The organism is Methylicorpusculum sp., from assembly GCF_030651835.1.
Classification (GTDB): Bacteria; Pseudomonadota; Gammaproteobacteria; order Methylococcales; family Methylomonadaceae; genus Methylicorpusculum.
In genome coordinates, this window is record NZ_JAUSBX010000122.1 from 1 (window position 1) to 22273 (window position 22273).

Annotated in this window: 15 protein-coding genes; 11 read left to right on the plus strand and 4 right to left on the minus strand. The window is 47.6% G+C overall.

The features are described 5' to 3' along the window. Positions 1 to 162: 162 nt before the first annotated feature. The 8 genes from Q7V32_RS15615 to Q7V32_RS15650 all read left to right on the plus strand — a co-directional run bounded on the left by Q7V32_RS15615 (position 163) and on the right by Q7V32_RS15650 (position 11308). Positions 163 to 1395: a transposase gene (locus tag Q7V32_RS15615; RefSeq protein ID WP_304897904.1), complete on the plus strand. Its 1233-nt coding sequence runs from the start codon at positions 163 to 165 to the stop codon at positions 1393 to 1395. Then, positions 1388 to 1717, plus strand: a complete 330-nt coding sequence (locus tag Q7V32_RS15620) for a hypothetical protein (RefSeq protein ID WP_304897905.1) — start codon at positions 1388 to 1390, stop codon at positions 1715 to 1717. Before Q7V32_RS15615 ends, Q7V32_RS15620 begins: the two co-directional genes overlap by 8 nt. Before the next feature lie 2 nt (positions 1718 to 1719). Next, positions 1720 to 3759 carry an oligopeptidase A gene (gene prlC, locus Q7V32_RS15625; RefSeq protein ID WP_304897906.1) on the plus strand — a complete coding sequence of 680 codons (2040 nt, stop codon included), beginning with the start codon at positions 1720 to 1722 and terminating at the stop codon, positions 3757 to 3759. Further along, positions 3756 to 5216 (plus strand): 4-hydroxy-3-polyprenylbenzoate decarboxylase, encoded by a 1461-nt coding sequence (ubiD, locus tag Q7V32_RS15630; RefSeq protein ID WP_304897907.1) that lies wholly within the window; start codon positions 3756 to 3758, stop codon positions 5214 to 5216. The genes prlC and ubiD overlap by 4 nt, the downstream gene beginning before the upstream one ends. 350 nt (positions 5217 to 5566) lie before the next feature. Then, positions 5567 to 9211 (plus strand): EAL domain-containing protein, encoded by a 3645-nt coding sequence (locus Q7V32_RS15635; protein WP_304897908.1) that lies wholly within the window; start codon positions 5567 to 5569, stop codon positions 9209 to 9211. Then, positions 9198 to 9737, plus strand: coding sequence for a PAS domain-containing protein (locus tag Q7V32_RS15640; RefSeq protein ID WP_304897909.1), 540 nt, complete (start codon positions 9198 to 9200; stop codon positions 9735 to 9737). Before Q7V32_RS15635 ends, Q7V32_RS15640 begins: the two co-directional genes overlap by 14 nt. An 82-nt stretch (positions 9738 to 9819) precedes the next feature. Further along, positions 9820 to 10209, plus strand: a complete 390-nt coding sequence (locus Q7V32_RS15645; protein WP_304897910.1) for an Hpt domain-containing protein — start codon at positions 9820 to 9822, stop codon at positions 10207 to 10209. Between the two features lie 187 nt (positions 10210 to 10396). Continuing rightward, positions 10397 to 11308, plus strand: coding sequence for a diguanylate cyclase (locus tag Q7V32_RS15650; RefSeq protein ID WP_304897911.1), 912 nt, complete (start codon positions 10397 to 10399; stop codon positions 11306 to 11308). Between the two features lie 215 nt (positions 11309 to 11523). Here the strand turns inward: Q7V32_RS15650 and Q7V32_RS15655 are convergent, their stop codons facing one another. Genes Q7V32_RS15655 through hemC form a run of 4 tightly spaced genes read right to left on the minus strand, consistent with a single transcriptional unit; the run spans position 11524 to position 15623 of the window. Then, positions 11524 to 12756, minus strand: coding sequence for a heme biosynthesis HemY N-terminal domain-containing protein (locus tag Q7V32_RS15655; RefSeq protein WP_304897912.1), 1233 nt, complete (start codon positions 12754 to 12756; stop codon positions 11524 to 11526). Positions 12757 to 12763: 7 nt separating this feature from the next. Beyond that, on the minus strand, positions 12764 to 13933 hold the full coding sequence (locus Q7V32_RS15660; protein ID WP_304897913.1) for a uroporphyrinogen-III C-methyltransferase: 1170 nt from the start codon (positions 13931 to 13933) through the stop codon (positions 12764 to 12766). Next, the gene (locus Q7V32_RS15665) at positions 13921 to 14700 is read right to left on the minus strand and encodes a uroporphyrinogen-III synthase (protein ID WP_304897914.1); all 780 of its coding nucleotides are present in this window, start codon (positions 14698 to 14700) and stop codon (positions 13921 to 13923) included. Before Q7V32_RS15665 ends, Q7V32_RS15660 begins: the two co-directional genes overlap by 13 nt. Further along, on the minus strand, positions 14697 to 15623 hold the full coding sequence (gene hemC, locus Q7V32_RS15670; protein ID WP_304897915.1) for a hydroxymethylbilane synthase: 927 nt from the start codon (positions 15621 to 15623) through the stop codon (positions 14697 to 14699). The genes Q7V32_RS15665 and hemC overlap by 4 nt, the downstream gene beginning before the upstream one ends. Before the next feature lie 809 nt (positions 15624 to 16432). Here hemC and Q7V32_RS15675 point away from each other — a divergent pair. The 3 genes from Q7V32_RS15675 (at position 16433) to Q7V32_RS15685 (ending at position 22267) form a co-directional block, all read left to right on the plus strand. Beyond that, on the plus strand, positions 16433 to 18892 hold the full coding sequence (locus Q7V32_RS15675; protein ID WP_304897916.1) for an EAL domain-containing protein: 2460 nt from the start codon (positions 16433 to 16435) through the stop codon (positions 18890 to 18892). A 90-nt stretch (positions 18893 to 18982) separates the two neighbouring features. Then, on the plus strand, positions 18983 to 21241 hold the full coding sequence (locus Q7V32_RS15680) for a PhnD/SsuA/transferrin family substrate-binding protein (RefSeq protein ID WP_304897917.1): 2259 nt from the start codon (positions 18983 to 18985) through the stop codon (positions 21239 to 21241). Positions 21242 to 21271: 30 nt separating this feature from the next. Then, complete coding sequence (locus tag Q7V32_RS15685; protein WP_304897918.1) at positions 21272 to 22267, plus strand: ABC transporter substrate-binding protein; 996 nt, start codon at positions 21272 to 21274, stop codon at positions 22265 to 22267. Positions 22268 to 22273 lie beyond the last annotated feature (6 nt).

A 22273-nucleotide genomic window follows, 5' to 3' on the forward strand; every position in this document is an offset into this window, starting at 1 on the left:
GACATCGACTTTACGTTGCTTGAAGAAACGATCCCCTTGCTGCGCATAAGTATCTACACAACTTTTCGTAAATTTTGGCATGATGTCGCATGATTTTAAAAAAGCCTATCCGGCGTGGACTCACGCCTAAACGACCGCTACCAGCGCCTGGTGAGTGAACACATGAATTCAAGTGAACGCCTGAGTGCTGGATTAAAAGCGTTGCCTGACAAAATCAGCAGCTTTGCCAGCACTCAAGCGGCGTGGCGCTTCTACCAAAACGAATCGGTCAGTCTATCGAAGCTCCAAGAACCGCTCACGGTCGCCGCGCACCAAGGCATCTTGGCTCTTTGCATGAACTTCGCTTTATGCGTCCATGACTGGTCGCGCTTGAGTTACAAACATGCCAACAAACCGGACACTTACGCGATCACCCATGACACCGACATCGGCTACGATCTGCAAACCAGCCTCATTATTAGCGACCAAACCGGACAGCCCTTGGCGCCGGTAGCGCAGCGACTGGTTAGCCGCGAAGGGAGTTTCGCGACCTATCAGGAAGCCAACCCTCAACCCATCGTCCAAAATCATTTGGATGAAGTCAGCGACTGCATTCAGTTTTTGGAGCAGCAAGGTTTTGCCAAGCCATTAGTCCACCTGATTGATCGAGAAGGCGATTCCATCGCCCATATCCGCCGCTGGGAAGCGACGGGTAGCCACTGGCTGGTACGGGTCAAAGATAATCCCAAAGTGGACTACCAAGCTAAGCCCATGGCCTGTAAAGCCGTTGCGCAAGAGCTGGAGTTCATTAAAACCCGGTCTGTCAGTTATCATGGCAAGGCCTATTGGCAGTGGGTGGCGGAGACTGAAGTGACGCTAACCCGTCCCGCCAAACCCAGTCAGAAGAAAAGCAAAAAGCCGGCGGTGCCTGGCATTCCTGTAGCGGCAAGGCTGGTGGTCAGTCGCGTCTTGTCCGACGAAGGTGAGGTGTTGGCGGAATGGCTGCTATTGACCAATGTAAAAGATGTCGATGCTTCGACTATTGCGCTATGGTACTACTGGCGCTGGCAAATCGAGTGTTTTTTCAAACTGGTCAAGTCGGCAGGCCACCACCTCGAATCGTGGCAACAAGAATCAGCCATGGCCATCGCCAAACGCCTCTTGGTGGCTAGCATGGCCTGTGTTACGGTTTGGGCCATAGCCGCCGACAAAAGCAAGGAAGCGGCTGAATTAAGACTCTTTCTGATCAAGCTCAGCGGCAGGCAAATGCGCCACAAAAAGGAGTTTACGAATCCAGCACTATTGTCGGGGCTGTGGGTCTTCCTCTCCATGCTTGAAATCATGGATGCCTACTCTCAAGAAGAACTGGATAGATTGAAGGCAACCGCTCAACAATTTTTAGGAAAAGATGTGTAGATACTTATGCTTGCTGCGAGGACCGGTTGGCAGACTGGTTTTGCATACACTGGGTTTCAGTGAAGAACTCACCCATATTCCCTATCATGCCGAAGACTGGTATTTTGACAATAATGACCAACTGGGGCTCATTGACATTGTCATATTGGCGAAATTACACAGCTTTATCGGCAGTGAGCGGAGCAAAACGCTGCCCGCCATTTGCTCCATTCCGGCCTATACCAAATTGAACGACGGTAAACTTAACCCTGACCTTTCCCTACAAGTGCTGCGAAATGCTCAACAACGTATTCAAGCAGCCATGAACATTCTTTCCTGGTAACTATGAAAAATCCATTACTGATAGACAGCGCATTACCCCATTTCTCTGAAATCAAGACCGACCATATTGAACCCGCCATCGATGCGTTACTCGCAGAAGCGCGCTCGGTAGTCTCTGCCTGCTTGGCATCAACCCAAAACTATACCTGGGAAAATCTGATAGAGCCTATCGATAATGTAGAAGACAAACTCAACAAAGCCTGGTCTCCAGTCAGTCACATGAACTCGGTGATCAATAGCGAAGCCTTGCGTGAAGCCTACAATGCCTGTTTGCCTAAACTCAGCGAATATTCGACTGAGATGGGACAAAATGAGCCGCTTTACCACGCGTATAAAATGATCGCGCAAAGCAATGATTTCGCTCATCTGGATAAAGCACAACAAAAAATCATTGATAACGCGCTCAGAGATTTTCGCTTATCCGGTATCGATCTGCCGGAAAAACAAAAACAACGTTACAAGGAAATCAGTCAGGCGTTGTCCAAATTGACCAGTCAGTTTGAAGAAAACGTGATGGATGCCACCAATGCCTGGTCCAAACATATTACCGACCGTGAAGAATTGGCCGGATTACCCGAATCCGCATTACAGCAAGCTCAACAAACCGCGCAGAGTGAAAATCTGCAAGGCTGGATGATCACGCTGCAATTTCCTTCCTATCTGGCGGTCATGACGTATGCCGACAATCGGCAGCTACGCAGAGAACATTATGAAGCCTTTGTAACCCGTGCTTCTGACTGCGGTCCCTATGCAGGTCACTGGGATAACAGTCAGATCATGGAGCAGATTCTTGACTTGCGCCATGAGAAAGCGCAATTGCTGGGCTTTGCCAATTACGCCGAATTATCCCTTTCCACCAAAATGGCCGAAAGTACGGATCAAGTCATCGATTTTCTTGAAGACCTCGGCGACAGGTCCTGGCGTCAGGCACGCAAGGATCTGGCCGAATTGCGCGAATTTGCCGGAAAATATTACGGCATCAAGGATTTGCAACCCTGGGATATGAGCTATTTTTCCGAAAAAATGCGGCAACATTTCTATCAGTTATCTCAGGAAGAAGTTAAAGCTTATTTCCCGGACAACCGGGTATTAAAGGGCTTATTTGCGATCGTCGAAAAACTGTACGGCTTGCAAATTTCAGAAATCGATAAGGTTGACACCTGGCACCCTGACGTCCGGTTTTATCAAATCCTTGATCAAAGCGGTCAATTACGCGGCGAGTTTTATACCGACTTATACGCACGTCCTAAAAAACGTGGCGGTGCCTGGATGGATGTTTGCACTACCCGCAAAAAAACGGGCGATAGCATTCAAACCCCTGTTGCTTATCTGACCTGCAACTTTACCCCGCCGGCAGGCAGCGATCCTGCGTTACTGACCCATGACGAAGTCACGACGCTTTTTCATGAATTTGGCCATGGCCTGCACCACATGTTGACTCAAGTCGATCACTTGGGCGTTTCAGGCATCAACGGCGTCGAATGGGATGCGGTCGAGTTGCCCAGTCAGTTTATGGAAAACTGGTGCTGGGAAAAAGAGGCACTGGGATTAATCTCAGGTCATTATCAAACCGGCGAAATATTACCCGACAGTCTGTTTGATAAGATGATGGCGGCCAAAAACTTTCAGGCCGGCATGCAAATGGTCAGACAACTGGAATTCAGCTTGTTTGATTTTAGAATCCACCTTGAATATGACCCCAAAAAAGGCGGCCGTATTTATGACATTCTTAATCGCGTCAGAAGGCAGGTCTCCGTCGTTCAGCCACCCGCGTTCAACCGCTTCGCGCACGGATTTTCCCATATTTTTGCCGGAGGCTATGGCGCCGGTTACTACAGCTACAAATGGGCCGAAGTCTTATCCAGTGATGCCTTCTCGCTGTTTGAAGAAAAAGGCATTTTTGACGTTACAACCGGCCATGCATTTTTAACCAATATTCTTGAGCAAGGCGGCAGCGAAGACGCGATGTCCTTGTTTATTGCATTCCGAGGCCGTGAACCCAAAATCGATGCCTTGCTCAGACATAACGGAATTGCTGCATGAAGTACCACGATTTACGCGACTTCATAAGGCAACTGGAAAAACAAGGTGAACTGAAACGAATCCAGTATCCGGCCGACCCGGTCCTTGAAATAACTGAAATCTGCAGCCGCACCCTGGAGCAGCAGGGCCCGGCGCTGTTATTCGAAAACCCGAAAGGTCATACAATACCGCTGCTAGGAAACTTGTTCGGAACGCCGCACCGCGTCGCCATGGGCATGGGCGCAGATTCGGTCGAAGCCCTGCGTGAAATCGGGAAATTACTGGCCTATCTGAAAGAACCCGAGCCGCCGAAAGGCTTTCGGGATGCGCTGGACAAAATCCCGGTCTTCAAACAAGTGCTGAACATGGCGCCTAAAATTGTCAAATCACCGCCTTGCCAGGAAGTCGTTCTGGAAGGCGACGAAATCGATTTGGCCAATTATCCCATTCAAACCTGCTGGCCCGAGGATGCCGCGCCGCTCATCACCTGGGCGCTGGTCATTACCAAAGGTCCTTACAAGGAACGGCAGAACCTGGGTATTTACCGCCAACAAGTCATCGCGAAAAATAAAGTCATCATGCGCTGGCTCGCCCATCGCGGTGGCGCGCTGGATTTCAAGGAATGGCAGGAAGCCCATCCCGGCCAGCCTTTTCCGGTTACCGTTGCGCTGGGAGCAGATCCCGCGACGATACTCGGTGCGGTTACACCGATTCCTGACAGCCTGTCTGAATATGCCTTCGCCGGTTTATTGCGCGGCAGTAAAACCGAGCTGGCCAATTGTTTGTGCAATAACCTGCAAGTGCCGGCCAGCGCTGAAATCGTTTTGGAAGGCTTCATTTATCCCGGAGAAACCGCACCGGAAGGCCCCTACGGCGACCATACCGGCTATTATAATGAAGTCGATGATTTTCCGGTGTTTACCATCGAAAAAATCACCCAGCGCCACGATCCGATTTACCACAGCACCTACACCGGCAAACCGCCCGATGAGCCCGCTGTTTTGGGTGTGGCATTGAATGAAGTGTTTGTGCCAATCCTGCAAAAACAATTTCCGGAAATCGTTGATTTCTATCTACCACCCGAAGGCTGCTCGTATCGCCTGGCCGTAATCAGCATAAAAAAACAATACCCAGGCCACGCAAAAAGGGTCATGCTAGGTTTGTGGTCTTTTTTACGCCAGTTCATGTACACCAAATTCGTTATCGTCGTCGATGAGGACATCAGTCCGCGCGAATGGAAAGAGGTCATCTGGGCCATGACCACGCGCATGGATCCAACCCGTGATATCACGCTGCTCGATAATACCCCTATTGATTATCTCGACTTCGCCTCACCGGTATCAGGTCTAGGCTCGAAAGCGGGCTTCGATGCCACCAATAAATGGCCCGGCGAAACCAACCGAGAATGGGGACGCCCTATCGTCATGTCAAAAGAGATCATCCAGCAGGTAGACAGAATTTGGGATGAGTTGTTTTGATGGCTTTTTAAATTATCCGGATTAGCGAGAGTGAGTTTAGCCCATTCTTAATTCATCACCAGAGCCGTCATTTGCGCATGAATTGCCGAAATGACGGCCGCATAGGCAGAGTTTAAAACCGCTATCAATGAATCAATGACTATTAGCAAAAGCTACGCCTGATAAGGCTTCCTGAAGGTTGCAAAAATGAAATAAAAAATGAATCTTGTGTAATGTGTGTCTAAAATTCTTTAGCATGAATCGACACACTTTTCTTATCCGCTTAGCTTCATTACCGGCAATTGCATCTTGGCTTTTCGCCTGCCCCCCAGCACAGCCATTGACTGCCGTAATTCATCACTGGATTGGATATGAAACATCCAACCGGAGCATCAATGACCGACTTATCGGCTCAGCAAAATAGCCCGATGAAAACATTAATGCTTGTTTTGACACTTGCAGGGTTCGGCTTTTCCGAAGCAGCGTTTTGTTCAGACCTCCAAACTCCGTTAAAATTTGCAGTTCTTGCTTTTCGGCCAAAAGCACAGGCCATGACCCAGTGGGAACCCTTGGCCACTTATCTTTCTTCCGCTCTGGGCCAACGCGTCGAACTCAGTGTCTACGACTATTCCGAACTGGACGCCGCAGTATCCGGAAATGAAGTAGATATTGTGCTGACCAATCCGGGACACGCTATCCAGCTTCAACTTCAACACAATTTGTCGGCACCCCTGGTGACGCAGGTGACTCAAGCCGATGCATATAAGCTTTCAGCATTCGGAGGCGTTATTTTTACGCGCCATGATGCGTTATCGATTAACTCCCTGGCTGACCTGAGTGAAAAGCGTATTGCAGTCACCCTTATAAATTCTGCCGGTGGTTATCAGATGCAAGCCTTTGAGTTGCTGTCTGCCGGAGTCCCGTTACCCAAAAAGCAAAAGCTGATAAGAACAGGCATGCCTCACGACCTTGTTGTCGAAGCCGTCATGACCGGTCAGGCCGATGCAGGTTTTGTGCGCAGCGGTGTCCTCGAAGAACTGCAGCACGAAGGCAAGCTTGACCTGGATCAAATCAAGATTATCAACAAACAACAGCTGCCTGCATATCCCTTTATCAGCTCCACCCGTCTGTATCCTGAATGGCCGGTATCGGTGATGCCCCAGGTTGATGAACAACTCACTCGCAAACTGATCATTGCCTTGCTTAACCTGCCTCCCGATAGCCCGGCTGCCCATTCAGCAGGCATTATTGGATTTATTCCTCCCGCCAATTATGAAGGCGCGCATGAGGTACTTAGAAAACTGCGTTTGCCGCCCTATGACGTAACCCCTGATTTCACCCTGACCGACCTGTGGAAAAAATACCGGATCTGGATCTCCTCCATAGGCATCTTGACGCTGCTTTTAATAGCTTCAGGCTTGCTCTCGTTGATCCAGAACCGGCGATTACGCCAAAGTGAACAACGTTTTGCCACATTGTTTGAACTGGCCCCGGAACCTACCTGGATTATTGCCGACGGGCGCTTTATTGACTGCAACATGGCAGCCGTGCGAATACTGGGCTACAAAAACCGGACCAAACTGCTGAATGCCCGCCCGGCCGACATTTCGCCGGAACGCCAACCGGATGGTGAAAGTTCACAAAGTAAAGCAGAGCGTATATTGCAGTTAGTCGAAAACGGTGAGCCGCAACGCTTCGAATGGATCCATAAAAAATTTGACGGCAGCAAATTAATAGCCAATGTTAGCCTGGATCCGGTAATTTTAAACGGAAAAAAGGTCGTGCTCTGCTCCTGGCATGATGTCACTCAACGTAAACAAACCGAAGCCAAGTTATTTGAGAGCGAGCGAAAATTTCGTGAGCTGAGTCGCCGCCAGGAAGAAATCATCTGGGCTACCAATATCGGCACCTGGGAATGGAATATCAGGAGCGGTGAAACGATTTTCAACGACCGATGGGCCGAGATTACCGGCCATACCCTTTCGGAACTGAGTCCCCATACTATTGAAACATGGCTAGCGCTAGTCCATCCGGAAGATATCAAGCTATCGAAGGACAGGCTGGAAAAATGCTTTTCACGCGAAACAGCTTCTTACAGTTGCGAAGTGCGTATGCGGCACAAGCAGGGTCATTGGATCTGGGTGCTGGATCAAGGCCGGATCGTCGAATGGTCGGCCGATGACATGCCTTTGCGCATGTCGGGAACACATCAAGACATTACCGACCGTAAACAAGCGGAAAACGAGTTGATGCTCGCTGCAAGCGTCTTCACTCATGCCAGGGAAGGCATACTGATTACCGATGCCGACGCCAACATCATAGAAGTCAATAAGACATTTTCTCTGATCACCGGTTACAGCCGTGCCGAAATCCTCGGTCAAAATCCTCGAATCTTAAATTCCGGACGGCAACCCGCGGCATTTTATTCGGCTATGTGGCAACAGCTTATCGACCAGGGCCATTGGTGCGGAGAGGTATGGAACCGGCGCAAGAATGGCGAAGTCTATGCGGAATTACTGACTATCAGTGCCGTCAAAGACACCTATGGCAGGACGAAAAGTTACGTGGCTTTGTTTACGGATATTACCCAGATCAAGGAACAACAAAACCAACTGGAGCATATTGCTCATTTTGACACACTCACCCAACTGCCTAACCGCTTGCTGCTGGCCGACCGACTAAGGCAAGCCATGGTCAATAGTGAACGCAACGGCCGGTCTTTGGCACTTCTCTACCTGGATCTGGATGGCTTCAAATCGGTCAACGATCATTATGGACACCCTGCGGGCGATGAACTATTGATCATAGTTGCACAACGCATGAAGTCGGCGTTACGTGAAGGCGACACCCTGGGACGTATCGGTGGCGACGAATTTGTTGCGATACTTATTGACCTTGAGCAAAACGAAGACTGGGAGCCGATTCTTAATCGCCTGCTTATCGCAGCCGCCGAACCAGTGGCAATCAACGAAGAACAGCTGAGTGTATCGGCCAGTATCGGCGTCACACTGTATCCGCTTGACAATGCCGATGCAGATCAACTGATGAGGCATGCCGACCAAGCCATGTATCAGGCCAAACAACAAGGCAAAAACAGTTATCAGCTATTCGATATCGCTGGAAATGCCGAAGCAGCAACACAGCGAGAGACTTTGGAGAGCATCCGGCGCGCCATTGATTACGGTGAATTCGTCCTTTATTATCAGCCTAAAGTGAATATGAAAACGGGCGAAATAGTCGGCGCAGAGGCGCTTATTCGCTGGCAGCACCCTGAACGCGGTTTTCTGCTCCCCGCTGCCTTTCTACCCCTTATCGACAAGCACCCTATCAGCCTGGAATTAGGCAACTGGGTCATTGAGACCGCATTAAGCCAACTTGCCGCATGGCGTGCAGAGGGCTTGGATATTTCGGTCAGTGTGAACATTAGCGCATTACAATTACAACAAACCCGTTTCGAAGAACGCTTGTTTGAACTCCTGACCGCGCATCCTGAAGTTGAGCCTTGTCAGCTGGAACTGGAAGTCATTGAATCCAGTGCTCTCGAAGATATTGCCTATGTATGCGGTGTCATGAATGCGTGTATCAGCCTCGGCGTCCGGTTTGCATTGGATGATTTCGGCACCGGTTATTCTTCTCTGACCTATCTTAGACGTCTACCCGCCAGCACCCTAAAAATTGACCAGAGCTTCGTCAGAGATATGCTGGAAGATCAGGACGATCTTGCCATAGTTGGAGGGGTGTTGGTCCTGGCCAACGCTTTCGGGCGTGAAGTCATAGCCGAAGGCGTAGAGACGATAGCCCATGGCAATTTGCTGCTGTCTCTGGGTTGTGAGTTAGCGCAAGGCTATGGCATTGCCAAACCCATGACAGCGTCCGCACTGCAACCCTGGATCAAAACTTGGCGTCCTGACCCGTCCTGGGCTGCCTGGAACCAACAAACATTCCTGGTTAATGACGAAGTACCCATAATGAATTCGCTCTCTGACAGCTCTAAAACATATGATGCATGGCCCTAAATCTTCTGCGCTTTCTCAGGAAGCAGAAATCTTGTTACAAACGCTGGCGCTTAGCCTGGATCTTCAATTACTCAAGGCCAATCAACATGCTTGTGAATGGCTGGGCAATGATATGGACGAGTTATTGCAGTCATCCCCGCCTGATATAGGCTTGTCCGGCATTAATGATGGAAATCATCAACCATTCGTAAAACTGATTGCCGGTCAAACATCCCACCTTTATTTTGATCAGCCATTCCGTCATAAAAACGGGCAAACGTTGTGGGGAGAAAACGGCGTAAGTGCTCTATACGATAAATCAGGCCTCATTTTCGGCATGCTGGTCATGATTAACGATATCACTCAACGCAGGAAAACCGAACAGCGCTTTCGTACCATGGCAAATGCAGCGCCGGTATTAATCTGGATTTCGGGTCTGGACAAGTTGTACTGCTGGTTTAATAAAGTATGGCTGGATTTTACCGGCCGTAACGTGGAAGATGAGTACGGCATGGTTGGACGCAAGGCATGCATCCAGATGACTTAGATTACTATATTGAAACCTATCAACGTCATTGTTGAAACGCTGTGTAAATTTATCCGAAGCCATTCAACCAGGATAATCCCTATTGATTGCACCGGTGTTTGACGTGAACCGGCTCATTTTACTGGCAGCAGACAATCCTAATTTTATTCTGGAACTGTTCGAGAAATTTATCATTGACTTTAGCGGCAGTGAAAACAGAATCAAAAAAAGGCTACAAGACGGACACTATGCTCAGGCCGGAATAGAAACCTATAAATTAAAAGGAGCCGCCGGCAATTTAGGTGCGTATGCCTTACAAAAAGCGTGTGTCAAATTGGAAACGGATATTAAAGTGGGGATCATCAAACCGGCTACCTTGATTGACTTCTCCGCAACGCTGAACGAGGTTTTGTCAGCATGTATTGATTACTTAACCCCCACCCAGCTGCTAAAGTTCCCCTTAATTATAATAATGATTTACAAAAACGGTTAACTGAGTTAGATGAACTATTGGATGGACATGAATGGGTATCCAAAACAAGCCTGCGAGAAATAGAAGAAAGGCTGCCCAGTGAAGCGGGTCCAGCCATGGAAACACTGACAAATCAACTTAACAACCTTGACTATGAACGGGCTCAAAATACGATGCATGCATTAATTCAAGAGTATGGAAACAAACGATGAAACCCTGCACAAATACACCGATTATTTTGATTGTTGACGATATGCTAACCAATATTCAAATTCTGGTTGAAAGTCTAAAATCGAAATACCGTATCAAAGTCTCGAATAATGGCGAGGAAGCCTTATTGCTGGCGATGGCCGACCCACAACCCGATCTGATATTACTGGATATCATGATGCCCGTTATGGATGGCTTTGAGGTATGCCGGTTACTTAAATCCAACCCTAAAACGCAGTCGATACCCATTATTTTCATAACCGCCAAAGACAACCTGAGCGATGAAGAACACGGACTCAATCTCGGAGCAGTGGATTACATTATCAAACCCTTTCATATCCCTGTTGTTGCGGCCCGGATTCGTAATCATATCAAGCTTAAAAATCATGCGGATATGCTTGAAAACCTCGCACAAATTGACCCGCTCACCCATTTACCCAACCGGCGGCGTATCAATGAAGTTCTGCAGTGCGAACTTAAACGCGCAGATCGGGATCATTCTTTTTTGGCCTTGTTAATGATCGATATAGACCACTTCAAAGAATACAACGACCATTACGGCCATGGGCAAGGAGATATTTGTTTACAAGCAGTTGCGTCAGCCCTGGCGGAAGGACTGACCCGGGCTGGCGATATGGTTGGACGCTACGGTGGAGAGGAGTTCATTGCCATTCTGCCAAACTCAGGAAAGGAGGATGCTTGCCATGTAGCGGAGCGTCTGAAAACCAAAGTGTCTCAATTAAACGTCCCGCACCAATTTTCAAGTACTGAGGCTTATGTCACGGTGAGCATTGGCGCAGCATCTCTGGACGAAAATGACCTGTTAAATAAGGCCGATACCTTATTGGAAGCAGCCGATAAACAATTGTATTTAGCCAAGCAAACAGGCCGTAACCGGGTCTGCTGTTAAGGCAATAAACCTTTAAAGAGATTACAGAGCTTCTCGCAGGCTTTTTTACCCCCCCGTCAAACCCACCAGTAGTTCTCAATTTGAAGGGGGACGCTTGTTGAGAAATATCGGCAGCAATGATGCTGCTGTCAAGGCCAGGCTAACAGTTCACTCCGGGAATTGCTGTGTTATTCCTGATGGAAACAGCGGGTAGAGAAAACGCTGGCATTATCCGGTCAGCCCGTAAAGTTTTCAACTTGGCTGATGACTTCGTTTGAAGCTAATTCCAGACCCATTTTGTAGCATTCAATGGCATTATTTTTATCATCTTTGCCAAAAAGTATATTACCCAATAACTGATAGGCTGAAACCGAAGGCTCAACAGCAATACTCTTTTCCAGATAAAGTTCCGCTTTATCCATATCCTTGGTCAAAATACTTAATTTACCCAAGATTCTTAGCAAGACAGGATCATCAGGATAAACGGTTAGCCAGCTTTCCGCTGTTCTAAGCTGTCTGGCCCGATCATTTGACTGAACGCTACCGAACAGCACAAGCAAAGTATGATCCCAGTTCGCAGAGATTATTTTAGCCAGTTCATCTTCGATCTTGGCACCGGCACCCACATCAATCATCGCTGCAAAATAAATGGCAGGAATTCCTGACACGGTTTTTATGTAGTCGGGGATTTCTTGCCAAAGTTCTTGAATTTCGGTGAAGTCACCTTTTTGTGCTGCCTGTCTGAGGAGATTACTGTAAGCGTCAGCTTCCAATAGCTTGACTTCGGCTTCCATCAACACTTTGTTCTTGTTCAGTGAGGGAATCAGCTTCCTGATAGCATCCCAATCGCCTATATGCCGGTACGTTTGATGAAGAAGTTTGAGAACAGCCGCATGGCCCGGATTGATGGAGTGTAATTTGGTCAGCGTTTGCATCGCCTCTTCAAACTGATTTCCCGACAAATGGAGCTCTGCCTGAACCAGGCCGACTGCAATATCAGAACCCGGCGCATAATCGGCCGCTTTTTTCAGATATTCATCGCGTTTTTCAACTGCGCCTCGCGATTGAGCGGCCCTTGCCGCCGTCAAATAATGAATCAAAGGCGCGCCGCTGTGCGAGGCATGCTTGATCAATATTTTTTCGGCTTTTTCCCAATTACCTTCGGCAGAATCGACTAAGCCGGCGATCAGTGCTTCTTGGGAACGGTTGAATTTAACATTCTTTCCGCGATCTTTCATCTTGCCGGGCAGCCGCATTAACCAGCCTACCAGGCGAAAAAACATATAAGTGATAAAAAAAACGATCACCAGAGCCACGCCAAAAAACACCAGCGAAGTTTCTAATGACCACCGCCCCATACCAATTAATACATAGCCCGAGTCATCGTATTGGCTTAACCAGCTATGAACTATAAAAGCGGTTGCGACTGCAATAAAGAGCGAACCCAGAAAATAGATGACATTTTTCATAGTTCACTCATTGATTATTTTGAGGTGGCTGTTCTGTTACTTCGGGTTCAGCCAACGCTTTATCTGTCTCAATTCTTAATTTAGTAATATCGCGCAGCATCTTAAGCGACCGGCTGATATCCGGAAATTCACTTTTTAATCGAATAATATTCATGCGTTCCAGTTCTCCCACAACCGACTTTGTTTCGTCGTTCATAGTGAAGTTTTCCTTGAGCCATGCGATTGCATCGGCAATGGCTGCTTTATACAAGGCTTCATTTTGCTGAACCAGCGCAAGCTTGATCATTTCCAGCTTGACTCTCAATTGTTGCTGAATAAACAAGGCTTCCTCAGGCTCAAGAATAGCCTTGATTTCCTTGTCAGTATGGCGAATGGTGACTACGCCTTCGAGTTTTTTCATCGCGAAAGACAGTATATTATGCTCATCTTCCCCAGAATCATCATGACTGTGAACCTCTGATGCAGGCGTAAACGGCTTGCCGGCATAAGGCATGATCAAGGGCAATTGCCCAGCTTTGCCTTGTAAGGTCTGCAGCGCAGAATAAATCCCGACCACATCCGATTCGACAATGGTTTTCAACGCGGCAATATCTTTTGAAATTTGCTCTCTGACCTTGAAAACCGCCGCATCGCCGCTCTCGCGCAAACGTTGGTCAGCCGCTTCCAGCGCTTCGCTAGTCGTGACCAAATCGCCCATCAGTTGCAAACGCTGATTTGCCACACTCAGCAGATATTCAGCATCGGCAATCAACCAATCGCCGCGGGTTTTACCCAGTTGACGCTGGACCTGACGGATCTGATTACCCAGGTCAGTTCTGGCGTTATCGAGTTTTTCGGTATGAAGTTGAGAGAAGTCAGACAATGTTTTGTTAAACTGCCCGTCCTTGTTTTTAACATCGGCGACCAGTGTGGCCAATTGTGATTGCAATGCCGACAATTGTGTTTGATAGCCGCTCAGCTGCTTGCTGAGCTCAATGACCTGCATGTCACCCTTATCAAGCTCGCCACCCAAATTTTCCTGTTGGGCACGCAACTGCATGAAAAAATAATAACCAATCCCCCCGATGCTGAGAATGATCAGTAAAATTAAGAATCCGAACCAAAGCCCGCTTTTGGATTTGCTTTTCAACAAAACTTTATCGGTATTCTGGTCTTGTTTTTCACTTAACTCAGCCACTGGTATTCCCCATTTATGATCTTTTTTATTTCTTCTAAAATAGCGGCATCAGAAGGATTTTTTGCCACAACCACGTGAAAAAAACCTCTCGCCTGCGCATCTTGCGCCATTCTCTCGCTAACAACAACTAAGGGCAAAATTAACAGCGCTGATTTAAGCTCATCACCCATCATCCGGACCAAATTATTAAGTCCTTCGGAACTCGTTACTGTAATCACAGCCAATTGCTCTTCCTGCAACATCTTTATCAATGGCTTATTGTCCAAATCCGGGCAGGCTCTTTGATAGACCTCAAGATAATCAACAGCAGCCCCGCGTCTGCGTAATTCATCAGCCAAGGCTTCACGCCCGCCTTCACCACGAATGATTAAAATACGCTGCCCCTTAACTGCCTGCAACTGAGGCATAGCTAAAAGCGCTTCAGTGTTAAAACCGCTTTCTGGCACCGTATCAACCACCAGGCCTTGCTTCACCAATGCATCGGCAGTAGACGCCCCAACTGCCGCTATTGGCCGTTTAGTAAAAGCTGCTATTTTGCCATCATTCAGTAACAGTGCAAAATTTACGGCGTTTACACTGATAAAAATCAACCGGTCATAGTCATCAATACTAGCCAGAATTTGCCTTGCCTGATCGGTCTTTTGTGTAGGCACTATCTCCAGAACAGGAAACCGGATGGGCAAAAAACCCGCTTCAGATAGCAATCCGCACAGTTTTTCAGCCTGATGAACCGGACGTGTTATCAGAATGCCCTGTGAGTGGTTCAAGCCAGCAATTCCCTTAAAATCTCATCAGCACCGCATGCCAGCAAGTCTTCAGCAATAGCCTTACCTATTGCCTCGGCCTCTTCGGCAGAACCGGAACGTTCTGCCCTGTATAAAACCGTGCCATCCGGACTACCGACCAAGCCTCTCATTATCAGATGGTTATCCGTCAATTCTGCAAATCCGGCTATCGGCACCTGACAGCCGCCATTCAGGCGCTTGTTCATGGCTCGCTCGGCACGAACGCAAATGGAGGTATCCGGATCATGCAGCGCCTGCAGCAAACTGTTGAGTTCCGCATCATCAATTCTGCACTCTATGCCAATTGCGCCTTGCCCGATAGCGGGTAAACTCTGCGCAGGGTCAAGACAGGCGGTGATGCGATGCCCCATGCCCAAACGTTTGAGACCGGCTGAAGCCAGAATAATGGCATCAAATTCACCGGTATCCAGTTTAGCCAGCCGGGTATTAACATTACCCCGCAACGATAAAATCTCCGAATCCGGAAATTTTTCTTTAATCTGGCACTGGCGGCGCAAACTGGATGTACCAATTTTTGCGTTTACAGGCAAGTCATCCAAAGAACGGAAGTGATTGGACACAAACGCATCGGTAGGGTCTTCCCTCGTCAAAATTGCCGCCAGATGAAGCCCCTCAGGAAATTCCACCGGCACATCCTTCATGGAGTGAACAGCAATATCCGCTATCCCCTCCAGCATGCCCTGCTCCAACTCCTTGACAAAAAGCCCCTTCCCTCCGACTTTGGCCAGAGGCGCATCCAGCAATTTATCGCCCTTGGTAGTCATTTTTACAAGCTCGGTCTGTAAACCGGGAAATGCTGTTTTCAAGCGATCGGCGACATGCTCTGCCTGCCATAATGCCAAAGGGCTTTTACGGGTCGCTATGCGAATAACCTTTTGTATCAAAACAATACCTTATCTGTTATAAATTTAAATCAAATGAAAGTGCATCTGCCCGGAAGAATCAGCCATTATCGGCGTTAAAGACGGGAACTTTATAATTTCCGCGACTGATTTTTTTGCACCCCCTCCCATTTTATTTGGGTGTAGGCGCTTGATTTGAAAGGACGCATGAAACCCAGCAATTACCAGTTTGATATTTTCAGCGTCACTTTGGGCTGGGAAAAGCCTTTCGAGGTATGCCGTAAACCCCTCCTTGGGGGCTTCACGGTAGCATCCCTACTGCCGACATCCTCGAAAAGCTTCTCCCAACCCTTTTTTCCTTCAATTTGAGAATTGCTACATGAAACCATGCCTGTTACAGAAGCCTTTTCAATCACCTAAACCCTCTATTCCAAGCGGGCGAGTAGTTACCGTTTTTTTAGGTCACAAACAAACACCGTAGTAAATTTACAGATGTTCATCAAACAAATGCTATTCTTAAATCGGCTCATTGTACCCTTTTTAACTGATTTAAAACTTATTCGGTTTAAATTTTATTTAAGGAAAAAGTATCGGGATAGCCAGAATAAACTGTTTACATGATATCTTAAGATTGACTTAACAATGCCGGGTGAGTTCGTCTTGAGAACCGACAAACAATGCTGTTAAATCAGGCAGCTGCAAGAAGGTATCCAATAAGCCCCAAAGTTTCAAGTCAGAACCGTCAACTAAAATAGCTTTACTTAACTATAATGGCCTCTGATCCATTTATTCTAAATGAAACGAGCCGCCAGCCACCACCGATAAAAAACAATGGGTTTTAATTTTCTCCGATGATCCCTTCTAACGCTTGCCAAATCATGCTGGTCGAAGATGACCCAGGTGATGCTCACCTGATAAGTTCCGCGTTAAGAATGAGTCGGGATATTATATTTGACGTAATCTGGGTAACTCATCTGGCAGAAGCCAAGATAAAACTGGAAAAACAGCTCCCCCAGGTTTTGTTGCTGGATCTTTCCCTGCCTGACTCCAGCAGCATCAAAACAGTAGAAGACTTATTAAAGGAAGCGCATTCCATTCCTATTATCGTGCTAACCGGCCACGAAAATAACGAGTTGGCACTGCAAGCGCTCACCTTAGGGGTTCAGGATTATCTGGTTAAGGGTAACTATGATAGTGAAGCGTTGATCCGCTCCATCAGCTATGCCATCAGCCGTAACCAGTTGGAACAACGACTCGCGGAAACCGGCTCCCAATTACGCACGCTGATTAATGCCATGCCCGACATTGTCTGTTTTAAAGACGCTGAAGGACGCTGGCTGGAAGCCAACACATTTGATCTGAAATTATTTCAACTGGAAAACGTCGATTATCGCGGCAAAAAAGATTCCGAATTAGCTGAATACCAAACTTTTTATAAAGATGCCTTTCTTGCCTGCGAAGCCAGTGATGAAGCGACATGGCAATCCGGCGCCATGCTGAGAAGAGAGGAAACCATTCCTCGTCCCGACAATAGCCCATTAATATTCGACATTGTAAAAGTTCCGCTATTTCATGACGATGGCAGGCGCAAAGGCCTGGTGGTGGTCGGCAGGGATATTACAGAAATCAGAAAGGCAGCAGAACGCCAAAGACTGGCCACACGTGTATTTGAAACCACCGGGGAAGCCATTGTGGTATCGGATGCGACTCCGAAAATAGTCGCCGTAAACCCTGCATTTCTGAGTATCACCGGTTTTAAGGAAGATGAGGTACTTGATAAAGACCCGCTTAAATTTTGCTTTGGTCTGCATTCCAAAGATTTTCTGAGAAGCGTTTTAACCTGCCTGATGACCAAAGGCTTATGGAACGGCGAAATGTTCTGCAGCCGCCGTAACGGTGAGGTATTCCCTGTTATACAAACAATCAGCACGATCAAGGATGAACTCGGCAATATCACCCATTACACGGCTATCTTTTCGGACTTAAGCGACATTAAGCGCGCGCAGCATACCGCAGACCGACTCTCATGGTCCGACCCATTGACGAATCTGGCAAACCGGGCACTGTTTCTCAAACAAATGGAACAAACGCTGGAACAGGCTTACCGGGACGGTCACTTTGCGAATGTTCTTCTGATTGACATCGACCGGTTCAAAAGTATTAACGAAGTTAGAGGAATGGATATGGGCGATGACCTGCTCAAATCAGTCGCCATGAGGCTAGAGCAATGCATGAAGCCCAATGATCTATTGGCTAGACTCGATTCAGACGAATTTGCCATTCTCCAAAAAAATACCTCCTCAGATATTAAGAATGCCATGCGTGAAGCGGCAGCCACTTCGGAAAGAATGCGCGCAACATTGAGGGAAGGCATCATCTTAAACGGCGAAACCTTTTACCTGGATATCTGCATTGGCATCAATTTATTTCCAAAATCATCCACGGAAACCGCAATTGATGTTCTTCGTGAAGCCGATATCGCTTTAAATCAGGCCAAAGCAAAAGGCGAAGGCCAGACTGTCATTTTTGAATCAGCACTCAGCGAAGCCATCATTGAACGCTTCCAGCTGGAAAATGAATTACGCTTGGCAATAAGCCTTAATCAATTGAAAGTTTACCTTCAACCGCAAGTTAACGCGGCAGGGCAACAAGTTGGCGCTGAAGCACTGGTACGTTGGCCTCATGAAAAACGTGGCATGGTATTTCCGAATCTGTTTATTCCTTTGGCAGAAGCATCCAACCTGATTATCGCTCTTGACCGGTGGATGCTGTCCGAAGTGTGTCAACTGCTGGCAAAACTTGAACAAGGTAACCGGGGACTTCGGATCTCGGTTAATATCAGCCCCCGCCATTTTGACCAGGCTGATTTTGTTGAAAAGGTCATCCAGATCATGAAGACAACAGGAGCCAATCCGGCTCATCTGGCTCTTGAAGTCACCGAGAGCCTGGTCATCAATGATATCAATGAAGTGGCTGAAAAAATGAGCTCATTGACAGCGCTGGGTGTTCACTTTTCAATGGATGATTTCGGTACCGGCTATTCAAGCCTTTCTTATCTTAAACGTTTACCCATTCAAGAAATCAAAATAGATAAAAGCTTTATTCAGGACATTCTGACCAACGCCAGCGATGCGGCTCTGGTTGAAACCATTATTGCGGTAGCCAAGCATCTTAATTTGCGTATAGTCGCCGAAGGAGTGGAAACCAAAGATCAGGCTGATTTTCTCAATACGCTGGGAAGTGTTGTCCACCAAGGTTATTTCTTCGGACGCCCAGAACCGGTTGAAAACTGGTTGGAAAACTTTAATTAGTCAGGACAATCTGTACCATGGTAAGCGTCCATTTTCCTGAATCACTTATGTTAAAAAGCGAAATACTTCCCCTGAAAAAGCAGTTTTTATATGCGGCTGCTATTTTTTGCTGAGCGCCGGCTAAGCAAAAAAAGCGGGTTACTCCCGGATAATACTGATTTATCCTTATCATCTTCCACGCCTAAAAAACGGAAGTTCAAATCCGGCTATAACCTGTTGATGCTTTATAGCGGCCTTGTCTTGGCAGCCAGCTGTTCCGTTCAAGCCGAGCCTATAAAGATCGGCATACTGGCTTTTCGCCCTAAACAGGACATGCAGCAGCAATGGCAGCCGCTGACCAAAATACTCAAAAGCGCCATTCCCGAGCATGACTTTATCATTGAAGCGCTCTCTTACAATGAACTGGAGATGGCTGTCTTTTCCCGGCAGATTGACTTCATTCTGACAAATCCGGCCCACTACATACAGATCGCTCATCATATCGGCTTATCTTCGCCACTGGCAACACTCATTAAAAAACAGGACTCTAAAGGACTTGCGGCTTTTGGCGGGGTTATTTTCTCGTTAAAAGACCGGAAGGACATGCGTCGTTTAACCGATATTCGCGGAAAAAACGTCGCTGCGGTAGGTCAGGAATCTTTGGGCGGTTATCACTTACAAATTCATGAACTGCAAAAAACTGGCTTAAAAGCGGGCAAAAATTATAAAATCCGGACTACCGGCACTCCGCACGACAAAGTCGTCGAGGCCGTTATGAGCGGCAAAGCCGATGCCGGTTTTGTTCAGACCGGTGTACTGGAAGCGCTGGCTCAACAAGGCAAACTGGACCTTAACGAAATCAGCATTATCAATAGCCAGGATTTACCCGACTTCCCTCTCTTTATTTCGACACGTCTGTTTCCCGAGTGGCCTTTTGCATCGCTCCCTCAAATAGACGAAAAACTGGCGAGACGAGTCACCGCTAATTTATTGATGCTTAGTGATCACCCGGATGTTAGCCAACTGATCGGAATTCAAGGGTTTTCCATCCCCGCCGATTATCTGTCCACGAATGAGTTACTTAGAGAACTTCGAGCACCGCCCTACGAAAATTTACCCGGCTTTACCTTAAACGATGTATGGCGCCGCTACACCTCACAAATCCTGGCCATCCTATTTACCACCGCCTGTGTTATCGCGCTGGGTATTGCGTTGATACTTGTCAACCGAAGGCTGCTTGTTGAACGCAAGAACGTCCAACAACAAACCATAAAACTGCAGGAAAGCGAAGCTCTCTGGAAATTCGCACTTGAAGGTGCGGGAGATGGCGTCTGGGACTGGAATATCCCAACAGGACAGGTCTTTTTTTCAAAGCAATGGAAAGCAATGATCGGTTATGCCGAAGACGAATTTGAAAACACGTTTGACTTCTGGAAAGATCATTTACACCCTGACGATAGAGACAGAGTCCTTTCCACCGTTCACCTTTATTTTGAAAAGAATCTGCCTCTTTACACGACAGAATTACGCATGCGCAGCAAAAGCGGCGAATGGCATTGGCTTCTTGCGCGCGGCATGGTTGTAAGTCATTCTGAATCCAACGAACCCTTACGAATGATTGGCACGCACACTGATATTAATGAACGAAAACAGGCGGAATTTGCTCTGCAAAAATCTAATGCCGATCTTGAACAGTTTGCTTACAGCGTATCGCATGATTTGCGGCAACCGCTAAGAATGGTAACCGGTCACCTGCAATTAGTTGAAAAACATCTGGATGCCGTTCTCGATGATGACGACAGGGAAAACATGAACTTTGCGTTGCAGGGCGCAAAGAGAATGGATGCGATGATTGTGTCCTTGCTCGAGTATTCGCGGGTCGGCCGCAAATCCGCCCCCAAAAGCAAGCAATCCAGCCGCACCGCACTGGATAATGCCTTGTTTTTTCTGGAGCCGGCTCGTCAGGAGGCCCATGCGGCAATAAGGATTAGCGGAGAATGGCCTGAAATTGTCGCCAGCCAGGATGAGATGACGCGCTTGTTTCTTAATTTGGCCGGTAATGCCATCAAATATCGCATCGAGGATCGTCCTCCCATCATTCTCATCCACGGTCATGTTGAAAATAATATCTGGCGAGTTGATATCAGCGATAACGGGGTTGGCATTATTCCCAGCCAGATCCACCGTTTATTTCAATTTTTCAGCCGATTGCAATCCCGAGCCAAATTTGAGGGAACCGGAATGGGTCTCGCATTATGCCGGAAAATCGTCGAACACCACGAAGGCCGGATTTGGGCCGAGTCGGAAGGTGAAGGCAAAGGCAGCCGGTTTATTTTTGAAATACCGGTAAAAGCCAGTGAGACCGCATAGCCGTTTTATCCTGAACCGGAGAGCCTTAGCATGGTATTAAACCCAGAAAAAACCCGCCTTACCCGCCGGCAATTCATCACTCAGCTAAGCGCATTGGGTTTATTGCCGCTGTTTTCAGGATGTGAAGCAATATTCAGCAAACCTCTATCCATAGCTGCTCACGCGTGGCCCGGATACGAGTTTATGTTTTTAGCGATGCGGGAAAACTGGCTGGATAAAAACCAGGTGGCTCTCATTGAAACGCGTTCCGCAACGGACTCTTTACAAAAGCTGAAAGCAGGACAAGCCGATGGCGCAGCATTGACGATGGATGAAATATTGACAGCCAGATCCGAAGGAGTGGCCCTTTCGATTGTATCCATTTTTAATATATCTGCCGGTGCCGACATGCTGCTGGCCTTTCCCGGCATCAACCTCCTTACCGATATCAAAGGCAAACGAATCGGGGTAGAAGAAGGTTCGGTTTCCAGCCTGATTCTCCACAAAGCATTGGAAGCAGCCGATTTGTCATCAACCGATATCATCAAAGTACCGTTGACTATCGCAGACCACCTTGATGCCTGGAAAAACCAGCAGGTTGATGCCCTAGTGACTTACGAGCCGGTAGCCAGCCAGTTGTTGGCCGATGGCGCGGTAAAGCTTTTTGATAGCCGGTCAACACCTAATTTGATTGTAGATGCTTTGGCGGTAAGAACTGACCGGCTGAAAGTGAGCTATAGACAGGCAATCATGCATCTTATCGAAGCTCATTTTAAAGGCCTTTATCATCTCAACACCAATCCACAAGATGCTTCTTACCGCATGGCCAAACATTTGAATCTGCCACCCAAAAATGTACTCAATGCTTACAAAGGCCTAGTATTACCCGATCTGATAAACAATCACCGCTTATTATCCGGCAATAAGCCCGTCCTGCTTGAAAGCGCCACCCATCTGAACAAGGTGTTGCTTCAAATCGGAAAAATCAATCGTAGCGATACGCTGAATAACCTGATTGATTCTAGCTTTCTGCCCACAATACTCTAAAATTCC

Excerpts from the sequence above, each read along its gene's own strand:
- Q7V32_RS15680 (WP_304897917.1), top strand. The coding sequence starts at position 18,983 with ATGCGGCTGCTATTTTTTGCTGAGCGCCGGCTAAGCAAAAAAAGCGGG.
- Q7V32_RS15620 (WP_304897905.1), top strand. The coding sequence starts at position 1,388 with ATGTGTAGATACTTATGCTTGCTGCGAGGACCGGTTGGCAGACTGGTT.
- Q7V32_RS15640 (WP_304897909.1), top strand. The coding sequence starts at position 9,198 with ATGCATGGCCCTAAATCTTCTGCGCTTTCTCAGGAAGCAGAAATCTTG.
- Q7V32_RS15675 (WP_304897916.1), top strand. The coding sequence starts at position 16,433 with ATGATCCCTTCTAACGCTTGCCAAATCATGCTGGTCGAAGATGACCCA.
- Q7V32_RS15650 (WP_304897911.1), top strand. The coding sequence starts at position 10,397 with ATGAAACCCTGCACAAATACACCGATTATTTTGATTGTTGACGATATG.
- Q7V32_RS15615 (WP_304897904.1), top strand. The coding sequence starts at position 163 with ATGAATTCAAGTGAACGCCTGAGTGCTGGATTAAAAGCGTTGCCTGAC.
- prlC (WP_304897906.1), top strand. The coding sequence starts at position 1,720 with ATGAAAAATCCATTACTGATAGACAGCGCATTACCCCATTTCTCTGAA.
- Q7V32_RS15655 (WP_304897912.1), bottom strand. The coding sequence starts at position 12,756 with ATGAAAAATGTCATCTATTTTCTGGGTTCGCTCTTTATTGCAGTCGCA.
- ubiD (WP_304897907.1), top strand. The coding sequence starts at position 3,756 with ATGAAGTACCACGATTTACGCGACTTCATAAGGCAACTGGAAAAACAA.
- Q7V32_RS15685 (WP_304897918.1), top strand. The coding sequence starts at position 21,272 with ATGGTATTAAACCCAGAAAAAACCCGCCTTACCCGCCGGCAATTCATC.
- Q7V32_RS15635 (WP_304897908.1), top strand. The coding sequence starts at position 5,567 with ATGAAACATCCAACCGGAGCATCAATGACCGACTTATCGGCTCAGCAA.